This is a genomic window from uncultured Cetobacterium sp. (assembly GCF_945952365.1).
GTDB lineage: Bacteria > Fusobacteriota > Fusobacteriia > Fusobacteriales > Fusobacteriaceae > Cetobacterium_A.
Genome location: NZ_CAMFHX010000014.1, coordinates 43,727 through 63,132 on the forward strand (window position 1 = coordinate 43,727; position 19,406 = coordinate 63,132).

Below are 19,406 nucleotides of genomic sequence, written 5' to 3' on the forward strand. Positions count from 1 at the left end.
TTATGAGGAGTGAATATGGATTTTTATAAAACTTTAGAAAAAGGTGCAGTTATAATTGCTCATTTTGGAACAACACATGAAGATACAAGAGAGAGAACAATAGATGTAATAAATGAAAAGATAAGAGGAGAGTTTCCAAAGTTGGACTTTTATCAAGTCTATACTTCAAGAATTATAAATAGAATTCTTGCAAAAAGAGGAATAGAAAATTTAAATACAACTCAAATTTTAGAGAAATTATTAGAGGATGGATATAAGCATGTAATTGTTCAACCTACATATATAATAAATGGAACAGAGATGGAAGCTTTAAAAAGAGAGATAGATATATTTGCAGATAGATTTGAAGATATAAGAGTTGGAAGTCCACTTTTAACATCAGTAGAAGATTACTTTGAACTTTTAGAAGTTTTAGAAGATGAAGCAGGTGTTTTAGAGAAAAATGAAGCTCTTGTGATGATAGGTCATGGAACAGATCATCCAGCACATTCAACATATCCGATGCTAGATTATGTTGCTAGAGATTTAGAAAAACCAATTTATATAGGAACTGTAGAGGGATACCCAGGACTGGATAAGGTTGTTAAAGAGTTAAAAAAAGATGGTAAAGAAAAAGTTACATTGATGCCACTTATGTTTGTTGCAGGAGATCATGCTAAAAATGATATAGCCGAGGATTGGAAAGAAGCTTTAGAGAAAAATGGATTTGAAGTATCTTTAAATTTAAAAGGTTTAGGAGAGATAGAAAAAGTTCAAGATATTTTTATTGAGAAAGCTAGAGAGTTAGAAAATATTAGACCAGAAGATATACTTGTAAAAAAAGCTGAATATGCAAAAGGAAGAAAAGCAAGTCATTAAACTTGGAAGAGGTTGTCTCTTCCGTTTTTTATTCAAAGGAGAAAAAATATGAAAAAATTATTTTTGTTATTATTTTTATTATTAACTATCTTTAGTTTTTCGAATGATTCTATAAGAATTGTATCAACATCACAGTTTACAACAGAGATGTTATTGGCTATTGGAGCTGAAGATTATATGATAGGAACCTCTTTTTTAGATGATGAAATTCTTCCAGAATTACAAGAGAAATATAAAAAAATTCCTGTTTTATCCGCAGGAGCTCCAACAAAAGAGCTATTTTACTCTTTGAATCCAACATTTTTAACAGGATGGCAATCGATTGCAACATCTAAAAATTTAGGCACTATAGAGGAATTAAATGAAAATGGCGTAGAAGTTTTTTTTACAAAATCTCAAAAAACATCAAACTTAGATGATATTTATGAAGATATTTTGTATTTTGGAAAAAGATTAAATCTTGAAGAAAATGCAAAAAAAGTTGTAGAGAATATGAAAAGTGAGATTGAAAAAGTAAAAGTATTTAATAGTGGAAAGAAAAAAGTAAAAGTATTTGCTTATGACAGTCAAGAGTCAGCGCCGTTTATTATTGGAGGAAATGGAATTGGAAATACCATGATAGAGTTGGCCGGAGGAGAGAATATATTCAAAGATAGCAACTTTGGGTTTGGAACAGGAAATTGGGAAAAAGTATTGGATGAAAATCCTGAACTTATACTTATTGTTGATTATGGTGATAAGAGTTATGAGTCTAAGATAAAGTTTTTAAAGCAGGAATCTCCTATTTTAGAGTTACAAGCTGTAAAAGAAAATAGATTTGTTAGAATTCCATTGAGCTATATTTCTTCTGGAATTAAAGTAAGTAAAGGGATTGAAAAAATTTCAGAGGGATTAAGAGAGGTTCAGGAGTGAAGCTAAAAAATAAAAATCTTATTTTGACTTCAATAGTTTTAATATTTGTTTTAGGAACTATAGGAGTTACGGTTGGAAGTGTTTCACTATCACCAATACATGTTTGGAAAATTCTAGTAAATAAAAGCTTGAATAAGGAGATTTTTTCGATAGACTGGAAAAAATCGACAGAGATGATTGTTTGGAATTTGAGAGTTCCAAGAGTTCTATTAGCTCTTTTAGCTGGAGCTGGCTTATCTTTAGTTGGAATATTGATGCAAGCATTGACAAAGAACTCTTTAGCAAGTCCTTATATTTTAGGGATTTCATCTGGAGCTAGTACAGGAGCTGTAATATCAATTGTTTTAGGAGGGCTTTGGGGGATAAATTTTTCTCCAGGAATTGGAGCCTTTATATTTGGAACGTTAACAGCATTTTTAGTATTTTATATAGCTGGAAATGGAGGATACTCAAGCACGAAACTTGTTTTAATAGGAGTTGCAGTGTCATCACTTTTTTCTGGAATAACGACATTTTTAGTTACAACAGCTAAAAATGAAGCTCAATTGAGAGGAGCAATGTTTTGGATATCAGGGAGCTTAGCAGGAGCTAGATGGGATAGCCTAGCAACTCTTTTTATTGTGCTTTTGATATCGATAGTACTTGTTTCTTTTAAATATAGAGAGTTGAATATTTTAATTGCAGGAGATGAGTTAGCAGAAACTCTAGGAGTTGATGTTGAAAAGTTAAGGTTTTTCATAGTGATAATCTCTACTTTTTTAACAGGATTTATAGTTTCAGCGACTGGAGTTATCGGTTTTGTAGGTTTAGTTATTCCTCATATTTGTAGAGGAATGGTTGGAAGTAATCATAAAAGGTTAATTCCTTCAGCAGTTTTATTAGGAGCAATATTTTTATTGGGAACAGATACTTTAACACGAGCACTTTTCAAAACTCAAGAAATACCAATCGGCGTAATAACATCTATGCTAGGAGCACCATTTTTTATGAGTATGCTAAGAAAAAATAGTTACAATTTTGGAGGATAGATTTGTGATAAAAGTAGAAAACCTAGACTTTAAAATAGATAAAAAAGAAATTTTAAAAAATATAAAAATAGGTATAGAAAAGAAAAAGTTTATAGGGATTATAGGTGAAAATGGATGTGGAAAAAGTACGTTGTTAAAAAATATCTATAGAAATTATATTCCTAAAAAAAATAGTATTTTTTTAGATGGAATAGAACTTAATAACTATTCTGTAAAAGATCTTTCTAAAAAATTATCTGTACTTAGTCAAAATCAAAAGATAACCTTTGATTTTTCAGTTAAAGAGATAGTTGAGATGGGAAAATATAATAGAAGTTCATTATTTAGTAAAAATTTTTTCAAAAAAGATATAGACGACGCTTTAGAACAAGTGGGAATGTTACATTTAAAAGAATCTAGTTTTTTAACTCTTTCTGGTGGGGAGATGCAAAGAGTTTTAATAGCTAGAGCAATAGTTCAAGAGAGTGATGTACTGTTACTTGATGAACCTACAAATCATTTGGATGTCAGATATCAATATCAAATAATGGATTTAGTAAAAAAATTAGATAAAACAGTTATAGCTGTAATACATGATATAAATATCGCAAGCCAGTACTGTGATTATATTTTTGCAATGAAAGATGGACAGATAAAATATGAGGGAACTCCAGAAGAGGTTATAACATCAGAAAAAATTAATGAGATATTTGAAATAGAGGTAGAGGTAATTAAGCATCCTAAAAATCAAAAGCCCGTAGTTATTTTTTTGTGAAAAAATATAAAAAATTGTATTAGTATTCGAAAAAAATACAAAAAAAATAAAAGCTAGACTTAATTTGTTAAAACATGGTAAAATCTATAAAAATTATATTAAATATAAAAAGAAAAGAATGGTGGATTATGAAAAAAGGAAAAAAGATAGGTATAGGAATTTTAGTCTTTTTAGTAACATCAATTTTTTATAGAGAAATTACATTAAAGAATATAAAGACTAAAGAGAACCATGTAGTAATAGAAAATAATATTATATCTACAGATGAGAATATTATTCAAAGTGAAGAGTTGACTCTAGCTGTTGAAACAAAAAATATAATAGAGGAAAAAGAAGTGACAATTGAAACTACTTTAAACTCTGAAAACTTAGCTTCTATTAAAACTGAAGATAAAGAACTTGAAAATCAAATTTCAAAGGAATGGGAAGAACAAGAAGATAAAGAGTTGCTAGCTATTGATGAGAATATTGATTTAGAGGAAAAAATAGTTCTAGAAGATATTGAGTATATTATCAAAAAAGGAGATACAATCTCTGATCTTTCAAAAGAGTATAAAATAAAGAGTGATTATATCTATGCAAATAATGTTGATAAAAATTTAAGAATATTACAAATAGGAAAGAAAATTAATATTCCTACAGAACAGGGGATATTCTATTCTGTAAAAAAAGGAGATACTTTTGAAGCTTTATCAAAAAGATTTGAAGTAGATACAGAAATAATAAAAGAGGATAACAACATTGATAGACTTTTGATAGGTACAAAAATATTTTTAAGAGAACCTAAAGTTTCAAGATATCTTAATAGTTTTAAACAACAATATGTTAAACAAAACTCAATGGGAAGTTTTACTAACCCTTTAGTTGCAATGAGTTTAACAAGTAGCTTTGGTTCAAGAAAACATCCAGTTCTTAAACAAGTTTTAAATCATGCAGGAATAGATTTAAGGGCTAAAACAGGAACAAAAGTTGTTTCTGCAAGAGATGGAGTAGTAAGTTTTGCAGGAAGAGCTAGTGGTTATGGAAAGCTTATAATTATAAAACATTCAGATGGTTATGAAACTAGATATGCACATTTAAGTAAAATTGATGTTCAAAAGGGACAAAAGATATCTCAAAATCAATATATAGCTTTAAGTGGAGCTACTGGAAGAGTTAGTGGTCCTCATCTACACTTTGAGATAAGAAAAAATGGAAAAGTAGAAAATCCACTAACATATTTAAAATTTTAATAAAAATCCCCCAAATCTTTTGGGGGATTTATTTTTTTGATAAAATACTTTGGAGGAAAAAAATGCAATCTAAAAATAAAGTCATAATTACTATTTCAGTTTTTCTTTTACTATTTTTAGTGGGAAGTTCTCTTTTTATAGGAAATTATAAAATTGAATTTTTAAAAGGGATAGCTCTACTTTTTAGAAGGGGAGATGTTACTTCATTAGATTATAAAGTTTTATGGACATTAAGATTTCCAAGAGTCATTATGGCAATTATAATAGGGATGCTTTTAGGAAGTAGTGGAGCAATAACACAAACTCTTTTTAGAAATCCGATGGCAGATCCATATATAATAGGAATTTCAGCAAGTGGAACGTTTGGAGCAGTAGTAGCTTTTTTATTAGGACTACCTGAAAGTTATTTTGGGATTTTCGGATCTATTTTTTCTTTTATAACCTCATTATTGATATTTAAACTTTCGAATGGAAGAAGAGGAGGTTTAGAGTTATCAACTCTTTTAATAATAGGAATTGCAATATCAGCACTATTGAGAGCTCTTATATCTTTAGCTATGTACTTAGTGGGAGAGGATAGCTTTAGGGTTGTTCTTTGGACTATGGGATATTTAGGTGGAGGGGATTGGAAAAAAATATTGATACTTCTGCTTCCATTAGTTTTTTCATTAATCTATTTTTATATAAATAGATACAACTTAGATATTATTTTACTTTCAGATGAAGAAGCTCATAGTTTAGGAGTAGATATAAGAAAATTTAAATATAAAGTTTTAATGATATCAACTTTTATGGTTGGATTTTCAGTAGCTTTTTCAGGTATGATAGGTTTTGTAGGATTGATAATTCCTCATTTAGTTAGAATGATCTTTGGAAGTAGTAATATAAAGTTGATTCCATTATCAATGTTTTATGGAGGAGTATTTTTACTATTATGTGATACTGTTTCAAGAGGGATTTCGACAACAATGGAGATTCCAATTGGAATAGTAACTGCAATATTTGGAGCACCATTTTTTATATATCTAGCATTTAAAAATAGAAAAGGAGTATAAAGTGAATAGTTTAGAGTTAAAAAAAATAAAATATTCTTATACAGATAAAGATATTTTAAAAGATATAAATTATAAGTTTTTCGAAGGAGAGCTAGTTGGAATTTTGGGAGCAAATGGATGTGGAAAGAGTACTCTTTTAAAAGTTATTATGGGATTTTTGGATAAGGAAAATGGAGAGATACTATTAAATGAAAAAAATGTAAATGATTATTCAAGAAAAGAGTTTGCTAAAAAAGTAGCTTTTATAACTCAACATTCAAGTCAGAATCTTAACTTTACAGTTTTAGAAACTTTGAGATTGGGAAGAGTTCCTCATATAAAAAACTCATTTAAGGGATTGGACTTAGAAGATGAAGAGATTGTTCAAAGTGTAATTAAACTTTTAAATTTAGAGGGGTTTCTAAATCGAGATATAAATACTTTAAGTGGCGGAGAGTTTCAAAGAGTTTTATTGGGAAGAGCTTTTATTCAAGAGGGAGATGTATTGCTGTTAGATGAACCTACATCAGCTTTAGATATAAACTATTCATTAGAGTTTCTAGAACTTTTAAAAGAGAGAATATTAAAGAGAAAATTAATTGGGTTAATTGTAATACACGATATCAATTTAGCATCTATATTTTGTGACAAAATAATTTTTATAAAAGATGGAAAGATAGCTTTTTCAGGAAAACCAAAAGATGTTATAAAAAAGAAAACTTTAGAAGAGGTTTATAGATTTAAACCTGTTGTTCTAGAAGTGGATAATGAAATATATGTTTTACCTAAGAGGAGATTAAAATGAAAAGAGTCTTAATTTTATTTGTTGTATTTTATTTAAAGATATTTTCTTTAGAAATAGTAGGTGATTATGTTGTTGGAGAGAAAGGGGAAAAAGTAAAGTTAAAAGAGTATAATCGTATTTTGATATACAATTTTGGTGCTGTCGAAATTTTTTATAAAATAGATGCAGAGAAAAAGATTGTGGCTATTGGAAATCATAGCAAAGCAATTTGGCCAGAAGAGAAAACAAAATTACTACCTTTAGCTGGGCCTATTTCAAAACCATCTTTAGAAACTATTTTATCTTACAATCCTGATTTAGTAATTTTTAATGTGATGGGCGAGGTTAAAAATGGATTAGATAAGTTTAATATACCATCAATAACTTTTGTAAATAGAAGTTTAGATGATATTTTAAAAAATATTGATATTTTAGGAAAATTAACAGGAAGAGAAAAAGAAAGTTTAAATCTTATTCATGAATTAGAAATAAAAAGAGAGTATATAAAAGAGAATTTTAGTTTAACAGGAAAAGCTTTAGTGCTGTATTCAGATTCTCCTCCAACCTCGTTTGATAAAAATTCTTTACCAGTAGAAGTTTTAGAAACATTGGGATTAAAAGTTATTCAACCAAAACTAGGAAAAAAATCTATAATATCATCTGAGTATATTTTAAATGAAAATCCAGATTATATAATAGGAACAAGAGGTGTAAAAAGTATTGATGGAGTTGTAAAATCAATACCGCTTATAGAGGAAACAAAAGCTTTCAAAAATAAAGATATCTATGTAATAGATTCAAGTGAAATTCTAAGAGCTTCCCATAGAGTCTTTGATGAGATAGAAAAAATTTATTTCGAATTAAAAAAAGAAAAAAATCAAAAATAATTAGTTTGCCATATTTCAGCCATAAAAGTTTGTTAATATATCTTTATAAATGAAAACGAAGGAAATTTAGGAGGTATAAAGATGAAGAAATTTTTATTAGTAGCAATGATGGCATTAGGATTAGGAACTGTGGCAATGGCAAAAGGAAATAACGGACACAGAATGTCTGGAGATATGATGAGAAATAATGGTGGAAAAATGATGGCTAATCAATGTGGAACAAGTGAAGAGAAATTAGCTATGAGAGAGAAAATGAGAACAAATCCAAAACTTCAAGAGGGAAGAATAAAGTTACAAGAGAATAAATTATCTATGATGAAAGAGATGGCAAAAGATACACCTAATTTCACAAATATAGAGAAAATAAATAAAGATAAAGCTAATATTCAAGCTGAGATGAAAACAGAGCAAATGAAGATGAGATATGAAATGTTAAAAGCGAATAAAACAACGAATTAATTGATGAGAGCAAGGCTAATCCCTTGCTCTTTTTCATTATATAATATATACTTTAGCTATAGATTTATTAAAAAATGGAGGAGATAAAATGTTATTTTATTTAAAAGCTGGGGGGCCTATTTTATATATTTTGTTAATTTTATCAATAGTTTCAGTTGGGATTATTATAGAAAGAACAATGTGTTTTATAAAAAATAAAACTTCGGTTGATTCTATGTTTAAAAAAGAGATAAGAGATCTTTTGTTAGGTGAAAAGTATGAAGAAGCTATTGAATTTTCTAGAAGAGAGAAAGGTGTTGTTGGAAAAACACTTACTAAATTTTTAATTCGTTACTGCTTAAATGAAGACTTTAAAGATAGTGATGAACTTTTAAGAGAGATTGAACTTGAAGAGATGGATATTTTAGAAAAAAATACATATATTTTAGGAATTATAGCATACACTGCACCGATGATAGGATTGTTAGGAACAGTTACTGGAATGATATCAGCTTTTGGAAAAATAGCAACAGCAGGAACAGGAGACCCAAATGCAATTGCAGGAGGAATATCTCAAGCTTTATTAACAACTGCTGGAGGATTAATTATAGCGATTCCCTCAATAATAGCTTATAATATATTTAATAAAAAGATAGAGAAAATGAGTTTAGAAGTTGAAAAGATAGCGACATTTATAGTAAATATTGTGAAGAGGTAATATTTATGAAAAGAAGAACTAGAAAAAGAAGTTTAGCAACTCCAGATTTAACGCCTTTAATAGATGTTGTATTTTTATTGTTGATATTTTTTATGCTTGTAACTACATTTGATAAATATAGTGGATTTAAAATAGAGCTTCCAAAAACAGAAGCTATATCAGAGAATTCAAATTTAGAATATGAGTTAATTATAGATAAAGATGAGAAATATTTTCTTATGAAAGATAAAATTTCTATGGAAACAACTTTGGAAACTCTTTCTGAAAAATTGAATAATGTAAAAGAGATTACGATTAGTGCAGATAAGGATTTAAGATATGAAGTAGTTTTAAAAGCGATAGGGAAATTAAAAAGTATTGGTATAGATAAAGTAGAGTTGAATTTTAATGAGTAAATTTTATATATATTCAGCAGTTCTACATATATTGGTAATAGTTTCGGTAACATCTTTTTATTCAGAAAAAGAGCAAAAGTTTAAAGAGAAAAATACAATGGTTGTATCTGTAAAAAACCGTAAGGCTATTAGTAGCCAAACACAGGTTAATTTCACTTCTGAAAAAGAGATTCCTGAAATGAAGACTATCCCTAAAGAGAAGCCTATAGAGAAAGAAAAAAAGAAAGAGATTAAAAAAATAAAAAGAGATTTGAAAAAAGTAGAAAAATCAGAAGCTCTGAAAGAGACTTCAAAAGAGATTCAAAAAGAAAAATATAACGAGTTTCAAAATATGAATAAATTTTTACAAGGAGAGGATGGAGTTTTTACAGCGATTTCTTCAGAAGGTATAGAGTATGAGATATTGAAAGAGATTGATCCACAATACCCAGTTAGAGCTAAGAAATCTGGATATAAAGGAATGGGAAGTGTAAAAGTAAAATTTCTTGTAGATATTGATGGAAGTGTAAAAAACATTCAATTTTTGTCTGGAGAACAGAGGTTTGGATTTAAAGAGGAGGTTGAAAAAGCTCTTAAAGAGTGGAAATTTAAACCAATTCAATATAAGAATAAAAATATAAAGGTATATTTTGAAAAAGAGTTTAAATTTAAAAAAAATTAAGAGAATAAAAAGATAAATTGTATTATAGGTAGAGTTAATAAAAGAAACTCTACCTATTTTTATAAAAAGGAGTAGAAATGGATTTTAAATTAGGATTAGACCAAAATTTAAAAATAGCATTATCATTAGAGATGAAACTCTCAATTGACATATTGAAGATGAGTTTAAAAGAATTAAAAGATTTTTTAAAAGAAAAAGAGGAGAAAAATCCAGGAATTGAAATAGTATATCCAAAGCAAATAAAATCAAAATCATTAGAAGCAGAAAGCTATTTAGAAAATATATCTGATTCAGAGGAAAGTTTAATAGATTTTTTAGAAGAACAAATAAGTTATTTGAATATTTCGAAAGATATTAAAAATATTTTAGAATATTTAATAAATAATTTAGATGAACGAGGATACTTAGATGGAACTTTAGAAGGATTAAGAAAAGATGGAGGATATAAAAGTAAAATTTTTAAAGAAGCTCTTGATATACTTAGAACCTTTGATCCATCAGGAGTTGGAGCGATTGATCTTATAGATTGTTTAAAAATTCAACTTTTGAATAGAGGTATAAAAGATAAAAAAATCGAGCAGATTATCGAAAGAAATTTAGAAGACATTGCAAGTAAAAATTTAAACAAAATATGTTTAGAAAGAGAGATTGATTTATTAACGTTAAGTAGTTATATAGAATTAATAAAAACCTTGAATCCAAAACCAGCAAGAGGATACTATGTAAATAGAAAAACAAAGTATATTATACCTGATATTTCTGTACATTTAATAGGAGGAGAACTTATAATAACCTTAAACGAAGAGGATATTCCAAAAGTTAGAGTAACAGGCAATGATAAATATAGCTATAACTTAGCTTTAACTTTAGAAAGAAGCATTCAAAAAAGACAAAATACTCTTTTAAGAGTTAGTAATTATATCTTAAATTATCAAAAAGCTTACATTCTAAAAAGTGAGTCTTTAAAAACTTTAAAAATAAAAGATATTGCCTACGATTTAAATTTACATGAATCAACTATATCAAGAGCTGTAAAAGATAAGTATTTAAAAATAGGAAATAAAATAGAGAGCTTAAAAAAATACATAGTTTTAGATGAAAAACATCAAAATGTTAAGAATGAAATTTTAAAATTAGTGGATTCAGAAGATAAAAAATCACCCTTATCAGATGAGAAAATTTTAAAAAAGTTGTCAGAAAATGGTGTTATAATAAAAAGAAGAACGATAGCAAAGTATAGAGATGAACTAGGAATACCCTCTAGTCGTAATAGAAAAAAATAGGTAATAGAAAAATATTTATGATATAATAAAGCCTAAAGATTATTTTTGTATTAAATATATGAATAGTATAATTGAATAGATAAATTAGTGTGATTTACGACGAGTTAAAAGAAGGGGAATATAATGGTTATAAAGAAAAAAAAATCAATCCGTGAACAAGTATATGATTATTTAAAAGATGAGATTGTAAATGGAAACATAAAAGAAGGGAGTAGGATAGTAGAAGAAGAATATGCTGAAAAGTTAAATATAAGTAGAACTCCCCTTAGAGAAGCTCTTAGAATGTTAGAGCTAGAAGGGCTTGTAGAAGCTAGAGAAAAAGGTGGACTAACAGTTCCAAAGACTACTAAAAAAGATGTTGAAGAAGTTGTTAAAATAAGGATAGCTTTAGAAACAGTTATATTTGAAGAGTTATTTGAAAAGGTTACATCAGAAGATATCAGAAAGTTAGAAGAGAATATATGTAAAGCAGATGCGATAGTAAATGATGAAGTTCAATGTTTAGAAGTATTTAAATACTTCTCAGAATTTAATAAGATTTTATATGCGATTTCTGATTTACCAAGAGTTATTCATTTAATAAATAATCTGAACTTATATCTAAAAAAGTTTAGAAAGATATCAGCTGAGAATAATGAAAGAAGATTAAGTGCACATGCTGATCATATGAAAATAGTAGAATTAATAAAAAGTGGAAAAAAGCATGAAGCAATTGAAATTAATAGAAAACACTTGCTAGAAGCTAAAGAGTTTTTAATAAAGCAGGTTGAAAGTTAAAAATCAGAAGAAATTCTGATTTTTTTTTGGAAAAGTAGGTCACACTGTACTAAAATTATATTTTTTATAGGATTAAAGGTAGAAAAATAATTTGACAAATATAAAAAATGTTGTATACTGTATTGTGAATATAAAATTGTATACAGAATACTGAACACTGAATGCCAAGGAGGATATTTTGAAAAATAAGGTTAAAATAACGGAAACTTGTCTAAGAGATGGTCACCAATCTTTAATAGCAACAAGATTGACAACTGCTGAAATTCTACCAATTGTTGAGAAGATGGATGAAGTTGGATATCATGCTTTAGAAGTTTGGGGAGGAGCCACTTTCGATGCTTGTATTAGATTCTTAAATGAAGACCCTTGGGAAAGACTTAGAGAAATCAAAAAAAGAGCTAAAAAGACAAAATTACAAATGCTTTTAAGAGGTCAAAATCTTTTAGGATATAGACACTATGCAGATGATATAGTTGAAGAGTTTGTAAAAAAATCAATTGAAAATGGTATCGATATAATTAGAATATTCGATGCACTTAATGATACAAGAAACTTAAAAGTTGCTGCTGAAGCAACTAAAAAATACGGAGGACACTGCCAACTTTCAATAGCTTACACAATAAGTCCTGTTCATACAACAGAGTATTATAAAGAGTTAGCTAAAGAGATGGAAGGTATGGGAGCGGATTCAATAGTAATAAAGGATATGGCTGGAATACTTCTTCCAGAAACAGGGTATAACTTAGTTAAAGAGTTAAAATCTGTTTTAAGCGTTCCTTTAGAGCTACATACACATGCTACAAGTGGAATAGCAAGTATGTTATATTTAAGAGCTGTAGATGCTGGAGTTGATATTATTGATACAGGAATATCTACTTTTGCAGGAGGAACAGCTCAACCAGCAACAGAATCTATGGTTAGAACTTTTGAAGGTGGAGAAAGAGACCCAGAGTTAAACTTAACACTTTTAAAAGAGATTGCAGAATATTTCAAACCAATAAGAAAAAAATATGTTGATGAGAAAGTTTTAAATATGCAAGCTTATTTTGTTGAGCCAAGCATTTTAGAATATCAACTGCCTGGTGGAATGTTATCAAACTTAGTATCTCAATTAACAGCTCAAAAAGCAGCTGATAAATATGAAGATGTGCTAAAAGAGATTCCGAGAGTAAGAGAGGATTTAGGATTCCCTCCATTAGTTACGCCACTTAGCCAAATGGTTGGAACTCAAGCGGTATTTAATGTATTAACTGGAGAAAGATATAAGATGGTTCCAAAAGAGATAAAAGATTATGTAAAAGGTCTCTATGGAAAATCACCAGCTCCAATGTCAGAAGAGGTAAAGAAAAAAATAATTGGGGATGAAGTCGTTTTCACAGGAAGACCAGCGGACCTTTTAAAGCCAGAGTATGATGAGATAAAAAGAGAGATTGGTGATTTAGCAAAATCTCCTGAAGATGTTTTAATGTATGCTATGTTCCCACAAATAGCTAAACCTTACTTAGAGAATAGAGATAAACCAAAAGTAGAAAAAGAGTATAGAAATATAAATATAGTTTTTTAGTTGAAAGGAGAATGATTTATAAGAATGTTTAAAGACGCAATAACGCTTATGATAGCTCTTGAAATAACGTTAATAAGTATGCTTGTTGTATTTACAATATTAGCGATATTAGCTTTCGTTCTTTCACTGTTCAAATATATTCCAGCAGAGAAAGTAGTAGAGATAAAAAAAGCTACACCAGCACCAACACCAAAAAAAGTTGAAAGAGAAAAGTTTGATCCATCTAAGATAACGAGTGAAGAGATGAGAGTCGCAATGATGGTAGCATGTATAGAGGCAGCTGGAGAAGATAAAGATGCCAATATAAGAGTTGTAGGAATTAAAGAATTAAACTAATAGGAGTGTAATAAAAATGATAAAAGTATATAAAGTTAAAATCGGAGAAAAAGTATACGAGGTAGAAGTAGAATCAGTAAAAGAGATAAACGGAACAATATCAACACCAGCACCAACATCTTCAACACCAGCACCAGTAGCATCAGCACTAGCAGGAGATAGTACAAAGGTTGAGGCACCTATGCAAGGTTTAGTTGTATCTGTAGATGTAACTGTAGGAGCAAATGTAAAAGTTGGGGATACTTTATTAGTTTTAGAGGCTATGAAAATGGAAAATCCAATCGTTTCACCAGTGAATGGAGTTATTCAGTCAATAACTGTAAACAAAGGTGACACAGTTGATGGTGGAACAGTAGTAGTAACAATAGCTTAATCAAAATAATAAAGTCGAAAGGAGTTAAAATGGAGTTTTTAAGTAATCTATTTTCAACAACAGGAATTGCAATGATGACTATGAATCAAGGTATTATGATTTTAGTTGCTCTTTTCCTATTGTTTTTAGCAATAAAAAAGCAGTATGAACCTTATCTATTACTTCCAATAGCTTTTGGAATGTTATTGGTAAATTTACCAGCACCAGTGAGTGAAGGTATAATGGATAAAAATGGACTTTTAAATATTTTATATCAAGGAGTAAAATATGGTGTTTATCCTCCGTTAATTTTCTTAGCGATAGGAGCAAGTACAGATTTCGGTCCGTTAATTGCTAATCCTAAGAGTTTACTTCTAGGAGCAGCAGCACAATTAGGAATATTCGCAGCATTCGTAGGAGCAGTTGCTATGGGAATGACTGGAAATGAAGCAGCATCTATCGGAATTATAGGTGGAGCAGATGGACCAACAGCTATTTACTTAACATCAAAATTAGCACCACATATGTTAGGACCAATAGCGGTAGCGGCGTACTCATACATGGCATTAGTTCCAGTAATTCAACCACCTATTATTAGATTATTTACAACAAAAGAGGAAAGACAAATAAAGATGACTCAACTTAGAACTGTAAGTAAGAGAGAGAAAATCTTATTCCCGATAGTTGTAACAATAGTAGTAACTTTAATAATTCCATCAGCAATACCTTTGGTAGGTATGTTAATGTTTGGAAACTTAGCTAAGGAAAGTGGACTAGTTCCTAACTTAGTTGAACATATAAAAGGAGCTTTAATGTATGTAATCACAATATTTATTGGATTAACAGTTGGAGCAACAACAAATGCAGAAGCATTTTTAAATTTAGCAACAATAAAGATAATAGTATTAGGACTTTTCGCGTTTGCGTTTGGAACTGCAGGAGGAGTAATCTTTGGAAAAGTTATGTGTAAACTAAGCAAAGGTACAATTAATCCGATGATAGGAGCGGCAGGAGTAAGTGCTGTACCTATGGCAGCTAGAGTAGTTCAAAAGGTAGGACAAGAGGAAAATCCAAGTAACTTCTTACTGATGCATGCAATGGGACCAAATGTAGCAGGAGTTATAGGGTCAGCAGTAGCAGCAGGTGTGTTACTAGCTATGTTTAAATAATTAAAAAAATTGGAGGCCAGGAAATGGAGATCAAAGTAAAAGCAGTGGCAGGAACTCTTGAATCGAGTGATATGTATGTAATAATTGAGCCAAATGCTACAGGGATTGAATTAGAAATTGAAAGTGTTGTAATGGGGCAATATGGAGATGATGTTAGAAGAGTAATTTTAGAAGCTTTAGAAGAGTTAGGAGTTACTTCAGCAAAAGTATTAGTAAATGATAAAGGGGCTATTGAGCCAGTAATCAAAAGCAGAATCCAAACAGTTGTTACAAGAGCAGCTCAACAAAAATTCACTTGGTAGTAGGAGGAAAAAATGAAATTAAGACGTTCGATGCTTTTTATTCCGGGAAATAATCCAGGAGTAATAAAAGATGTACATATTTATAGACCAGATTCAATAATGTTTGACCTAGAGGATGCAATTGCTATAACAGAGAAAGACTCAGCTAGATTCCTAGTTTACAACATGTTACAAAAAATGAGACCAATATACAAAAGTTTAAATATTGAGACAGTTGTAAGAATAAATGCATTAGACACTGAATTTGGAGTAGAAGATTTAGAGTTTATTGTAAGAGCTCAACCGGATATAATAAGAATCCCGAAAACAGATACACCAAAAGATGTTTTAGATGTTGAAGCTCATGTAGAAAGAATCGAAAAAGAAGCGGGAATTCCTGTTGGAACAACAAAGTTAATGGTTGCAATTGAAAGTCCATTAGGGGCTTTAAATGCTTACCAAATAGCAACTTCTTCAAGCAGATTAGTTGGAATGGCTATCGGTGGAGAGGACTATGTTACTAACTTAAAAACTAATAGATCTCCAGAAGGTGTAGAGTTATTTACAGGAAGAGGATTGATTGTAATGGCAGCTAGAGCAGCAGGAATAGATGCCTTAGATTCAGTTTATGCAGATGTAAATAATGATGAAGGATTTACAAGAGAAGCTACAATGATAAAGCAGATGGGATTCTCAGGAAAATCATTGATTCATCCAAGACAAATAGAGTTATTACATAAAGTTTACACACCTTCAGAGCTTGAAATAAAGAAAGCAAAGAAAATTGTAGATGCTACAAGAGAAGCTTTAGAACAAAATAAAGGGGTATTTACTGTGGATGGAAAAATGGTAGATAAACCAATAATTGAAAGAGCTGAACATGTTTTAAGACTAGCTAAAGCAGCTGGGGTAAGATTAGGAGGAGACGAGTAGTATGATAAATAAAAGAGTTGATGAAAGCCTTTTAAAAACAATAAAAGGTTATGAAGAAAGAAAAGCATATAACTCTCCATTTGCTTATCAACCTGAAGGGTCGATCAATGAAGATGCAGAAAGCTTAAAAGGAACTGTAAAAAGAACTAAAGTTTTAGATTCATTAGAAGAAGCTATAAAAAGATCAGGATTGAAAGATGGAATGACAATCTCTTTCCACCACCATTTTAGAAATGGAGATAAAGTTTTACCTATGGTTTTAGATAAACTAGCTGAGATGGGATTTAAAAATCTTAGAGTAGAAGCAAGTTCGTTCACTAAAGCTCACGAAGGTATTGTAAAGCACATTAAAGCTGGAGTAGTAAATAGATTAGGTTCAAGTGGATTAAGAGGAGATTTAGCAAAAGAGATATCAAATGGAATGTTAGGAGATTATCCAGCAGTTATAAGATCTCACGGTGGAAGAGCAAGAGCTATCGTAGAGGGAGATATAAAGATAGATGTAGCATTCTTAGGAGCATCATCATCAGACTGTATGGGAAATGCAAACGGAGTTAAAGGAAAATCACTATGTGGATCTTTAGGTTATGCAAAAGTAGATGCTGCACATGCAGATAAAGTAGTTATAATAACTGATACTTTAGTTGATTATCCAAATAGTCCAATGAGTATTCCTCAAACTCAAGTTGATTACGTAGTTGTAGTTGATGAGATTGGAGATCCAAATGGAATTATGTCTGGAGCAACAAGATTTACATCAAATCCAAAAGAGTTACTAATGGCTAAAAAAGTTTTAGATGTAATGTTGGCATCAGGATATTTCAATGATGGTTTCTCTATGCAAACAGGTTCAGGAGGAGCTTCACTAGCAGTTACAAGATTTATAAGAGAAGAGTTAATTAAAAAGAATATAAAGTGTAGTTTTGGACTAGGTGGAATCACAAAAGCCTTTGTTGATTTATTAGAAGAAGGCTTAATGGGACAGCTTTTTGATACGCAGTGTTTTGACTTAGCAGCAGTTGAATCGATTGGAAGAAATGAAAAGCACGTGGAAGTAAGTGCAGATTTCTATGCAAATCCATTTAATGCATCACCAGCTGTAAATAAGTTAGACTTTGTAATTTTAAGTGCTTTAGAAGTAGATAAAGATTTTAATGTTAACGTAATCTCTGGTTCTGATGGGGTAATCAGAGAAGCTTCAGGGGGCCACTCTGATACAGCAGCAGCAGCGAATGTGTCAATAATAGTAGCTCCATTAACAAGAGGAAGAATACCTACAATAATTGATAAAGTTACAACAGTAGTAACTCCTGGAAGTACAGTAGATGTAGTTGTAACAGATTACGGAGTGGTTGTAAATCCAACTAGAACAGATTTATTAGAAAGATTCCAAAAAGCTGGAATTGAACTAGTAACTATGGAAAAGTTAAGAGAGTTAGCAAACTATATCGTTGGAGAGCCAAAAGAGATAGAGTTTGAAGAGCAAGTTGTAGCAGTTGTTGAGTATAGAGATGGAAGTATAGTTGACGTTGTTAGAAAAATAAAAAGATAAAAGGGTATAAAAACAAATTTCAATTAACATATAAAATGAAATAAGGGGAGAAAAAATGGCACAAAAAAATTTCAAAGAACTGTTTGACCCAAAACAGACAAAGTGGAGTGGATTATCAGTTCAAATGTTCTTAGCATTATTAGCAATTGTTGCAGTAGTAGTTTATGCACCTTTCGGTGGAAAAGAAGCTGCTTTTTTAAGAGGAAATTTCTTAACAGTTTTCACAATTTTAGCAGTGTTTGGTATTTTATTTGGTGAGATTGGAGATAGAATACCTGTTTGGAATGATTATATAGGTGGAGGAACAGTTTTAGTATTCTTTACTTCTGCAGTTATGGGAACTTATAACTTAATTCCTGCAAAGGTTTTAAAATCAATTGATGTTTTCTATGGTGAGCAACCAGTGAACTTCTTAGAACTATTTATACCAGCTTTAATAGTGGGATCTGTTTTAACAGTAAATAGAAAAACATTACTACAATCGATAGCTGGATATATTCCATTAATTTTAATAGGAGTATTTGGAGCGAGTGTTGGAGGAATTTTAGTAGGATTCCTATTTGGTAAAGAACCACTAGATATATTAATGAACTATGTATTACCTATAATGGGTGGAGGAACAGGAGCTGGAGCTATTCCAATGTCTGAGATGTGGGCTCAAAAAACAGGTGGAAATCCAAAAGACTGGTTTGCTTTTGCAATTTCAATATTAACAATAGCTAACGTTATTGCTATATTCACAGGAGCACTATTAAAAGAAATTGGAAAAAAGCACCCTACATTAACAGGGTTTGGAACTTTAATATTAGATGATTCTAAAGAAGCTGTAAAAGAGGAAGCGGGTCCAAAAGTAGAAGTAGGACAAAAAGAGTTTGCTGCAGCACTTGTATTTACAGGAGTTTTATTTATGTTCTCACACCTTTCAGGTGTTATCTGGTCATCTTTAAACCTACCATTTGAAATGCATAGATTAGCATTCTTAGTAATTTACGCAATTATTTTAAATGTTTTAGATGTTGTTCCAGCACCATTAAAAGCTGGAGCAAAAAATGTACAAACGTTCTTCTCTAAGTATACTATTTGGATACTTATGGGAGCGGTAGGATTTGGAACGGATGTAAGAGAGATTATAAACTCTTTATCAATAGCAAATGTAGCAATAGCTATGGCAATTGTTGTAGGAGCAGTTTTATTTATAATGTTAGCGGCTAAAAAAATGAAGTTCTACCCAGTAGAAGCAGCTATAACAGCTGGACTTTGTATGGCTAATAGAGGTGGATCAGGAGATATCGCAGTTTTAGGAGCTGCTGATAGAATGGAACTTATTTCTTTCGCACAAATTTCATCAAGAGTAGGGGGAGCAATGATGCTTATCCTAGGTTCGATGATATTTGGATTCTTTGCATAATCAAGCTCTTAGTTAATTTAATTTACATACATAAAAGAGGTCAGAGTTAT

At 30.2% G+C, this 19,406-nt stretch carries 22 protein-coding genes; all 22 read left to right on the forward strand.

The features are described from left to right. Window positions 1-15: 15 nt before the first annotated feature. The 22 genes from Q0O83_RS06705 (at window position 16) to Q0O83_RS06810 (ending at window position 19,356) form a co-directional block, all read left to right on the forward strand. Window positions 16-858 (forward strand): sirohydrochlorin cobaltochelatase, encoded by an 843-nt coding sequence (locus tag Q0O83_RS06705; RefSeq protein ID WP_294095455.1) that lies wholly within the window; start codon window positions 16-18, stop codon window positions 856-858. Between the two features lie 48 nt (window positions 859-906). Next, a complete protein-coding gene (locus Q0O83_RS06710; protein WP_294095457.1) occupies window positions 907-1,770 on the forward strand; it encodes an ABC transporter substrate-binding protein in 864 nt (287 codons plus the stop codon). Then, window positions 1,767-2,798, forward strand: coding sequence for an iron ABC transporter permease (locus Q0O83_RS06715; RefSeq protein WP_294095460.1), 1,032 nt, complete (start codon window positions 1,767-1,769; stop codon window positions 2,796-2,798). Before Q0O83_RS06710 ends, Q0O83_RS06715 begins: the two co-directional genes overlap by 4 nt. 4 nt (window positions 2,799-2,802) lie before the next feature. Beyond that, the gene (locus Q0O83_RS06720) at window positions 2,803-3,552 is read left to right on the forward strand and encodes an ABC transporter ATP-binding protein (protein ID WP_294095462.1); all 750 of its coding nucleotides are present in this window, start codon (window positions 2,803-2,805) and stop codon (window positions 3,550-3,552) included. Between the two features lie 128 nt (window positions 3,553-3,680). Beyond that, complete coding sequence (locus Q0O83_RS06725; protein WP_294095466.1) at window positions 3,681-4,784, forward strand: M23 family metallopeptidase; 1,104 nt, start codon at window positions 3,681-3,683, stop codon at window positions 4,782-4,784. Between the two features lie 62 nt (window positions 4,785-4,846). Then, window positions 4,847-5,839 (forward strand): iron ABC transporter permease, encoded by a 993-nt coding sequence (locus tag Q0O83_RS06730; RefSeq protein ID WP_294095469.1) that lies wholly within the window; start codon window positions 4,847-4,849, stop codon window positions 5,837-5,839. 1 nt (window position 5,840) lies between these two features. Beyond that, window positions 5,841-6,623 (forward strand): ABC transporter ATP-binding protein, encoded by a 783-nt coding sequence (locus Q0O83_RS06735; RefSeq protein WP_294095471.1) that lies wholly within the window; start codon window positions 5,841-5,843, stop codon window positions 6,621-6,623. After that, window positions 6,620-7,489: an ABC transporter substrate-binding protein gene (locus Q0O83_RS06740; protein ID WP_294095472.1), complete on the forward strand. Its 870-nt coding sequence runs from the start codon at window positions 6,620-6,622 to the stop codon at window positions 7,487-7,489. The genes Q0O83_RS06735 and Q0O83_RS06740 overlap by 4 nt, the downstream gene beginning before the upstream one ends. A gap of 81 nt (window positions 7,490-7,570) precedes the next feature. Then, a complete protein-coding gene (locus Q0O83_RS06745; protein WP_294095474.1) occupies window positions 7,571-7,948 on the forward strand; it encodes a hypothetical protein in 378 nt (125 codons plus the stop codon). 88 nt (window positions 7,949-8,036) lie between these two features. After that, entirely contained in the window at window positions 8,037-8,645 is a 609-nt protein-coding gene (locus Q0O83_RS06750; RefSeq protein WP_294095477.1) for a MotA/TolQ/ExbB proton channel family protein, read from the forward strand. A gap of 5 nt (window positions 8,646-8,650) precedes the next feature. After that, window positions 8,651-9,040: a biopolymer transporter ExbD gene (locus Q0O83_RS06755; protein WP_294095480.1), complete on the forward strand. Its 390-nt coding sequence runs from the start codon at window positions 8,651-8,653 to the stop codon at window positions 9,038-9,040. Further along, a complete protein-coding gene (locus Q0O83_RS06760) occupies window positions 9,033-9,701 on the forward strand; it encodes an energy transducer TonB (RefSeq protein ID WP_294095483.1) in 669 nt (222 codons plus the stop codon). Before Q0O83_RS06755 ends, Q0O83_RS06760 begins: the two co-directional genes overlap by 8 nt. 77 nt (window positions 9,702-9,778) lie before the next feature. Continuing rightward, window positions 9,779-10,984, forward strand: coding sequence for an RNA polymerase factor sigma-54 (rpoN, locus tag Q0O83_RS06765; RefSeq protein ID WP_294095486.1), 1,206 nt, complete (start codon window positions 9,779-9,781; stop codon window positions 10,982-10,984). A 123-nt stretch (window positions 10,985-11,107) separates the two neighbouring features. Beyond that, window positions 11,108-11,761, forward strand: a complete 654-nt coding sequence (locus Q0O83_RS06770) for a GntR family transcriptional regulator (protein ID WP_294095488.1) — start codon at window positions 11,108-11,110, stop codon at window positions 11,759-11,761. A 178-nt stretch (window positions 11,762-11,939) separates the two neighbouring features. Next, entirely contained in the window at window positions 11,940-13,325 is a 1,386-nt protein-coding gene (locus Q0O83_RS06775) for an oxaloacetate decarboxylase subunit alpha (protein WP_294095492.1), read from the forward strand. A gap of 24 nt (window positions 13,326-13,349) precedes the next feature. Further along, complete coding sequence (locus Q0O83_RS06780) at window positions 13,350-13,661, forward strand: OadG family protein (protein ID WP_294095495.1); 312 nt, start codon at window positions 13,350-13,352, stop codon at window positions 13,659-13,661. 16 nt (window positions 13,662-13,677) lie between these two features. Further along, a complete protein-coding gene (locus Q0O83_RS06785) occupies window positions 13,678-14,034 on the forward strand; it encodes a biotin/lipoyl-containing protein (protein WP_294095497.1) in 357 nt (118 codons plus the stop codon). Between the two features lie 29 nt (window positions 14,035-14,063). After that, window positions 14,064-15,182 carry a sodium ion-translocating decarboxylase subunit beta gene (locus Q0O83_RS06790; protein ID WP_294095500.1) on the forward strand — a complete coding sequence of 373 codons (1,119 nt, stop codon included), beginning with the start codon at window positions 14,064-14,066 and terminating at the stop codon, window positions 15,180-15,182. A gap of 23 nt (window positions 15,183-15,205) precedes the next feature. Then, window positions 15,206-15,484 carry a citrate lyase acyl carrier protein gene (citD, locus tag Q0O83_RS06795; RefSeq protein WP_294095502.1) on the forward strand — a complete coding sequence of 93 codons (279 nt, stop codon included), beginning with the start codon at window positions 15,206-15,208 and terminating at the stop codon, window positions 15,482-15,484. Between the two features lie 12 nt (window positions 15,485-15,496). Next, the gene (locus Q0O83_RS06800; RefSeq protein WP_047395509.1) at window positions 15,497-16,396 is read left to right on the forward strand and encodes an aldolase/citrate lyase family protein; all 900 of its coding nucleotides are present in this window, start codon (window positions 15,497-15,499) and stop codon (window positions 16,394-16,396) included. A 1-nt stretch (window position 16,397) separates the two neighbouring features. Continuing rightward, window positions 16,398-17,948: a citrate lyase subunit alpha gene (citF, locus tag Q0O83_RS06805; protein WP_294095505.1), complete on the forward strand. Its 1,551-nt coding sequence runs from the start codon at window positions 16,398-16,400 to the stop codon at window positions 17,946-17,948. A gap of 55 nt (window positions 17,949-18,003) precedes the next feature. Beyond that, the gene (locus tag Q0O83_RS06810; RefSeq protein ID WP_294095508.1) at window positions 18,004-19,356 is read left to right on the forward strand and encodes a 2-hydroxycarboxylate transporter family protein; all 1,353 of its coding nucleotides are present in this window, start codon (window positions 18,004-18,006) and stop codon (window positions 19,354-19,356) included. Window positions 19,357-19,406 lie beyond the last annotated feature (50 nt).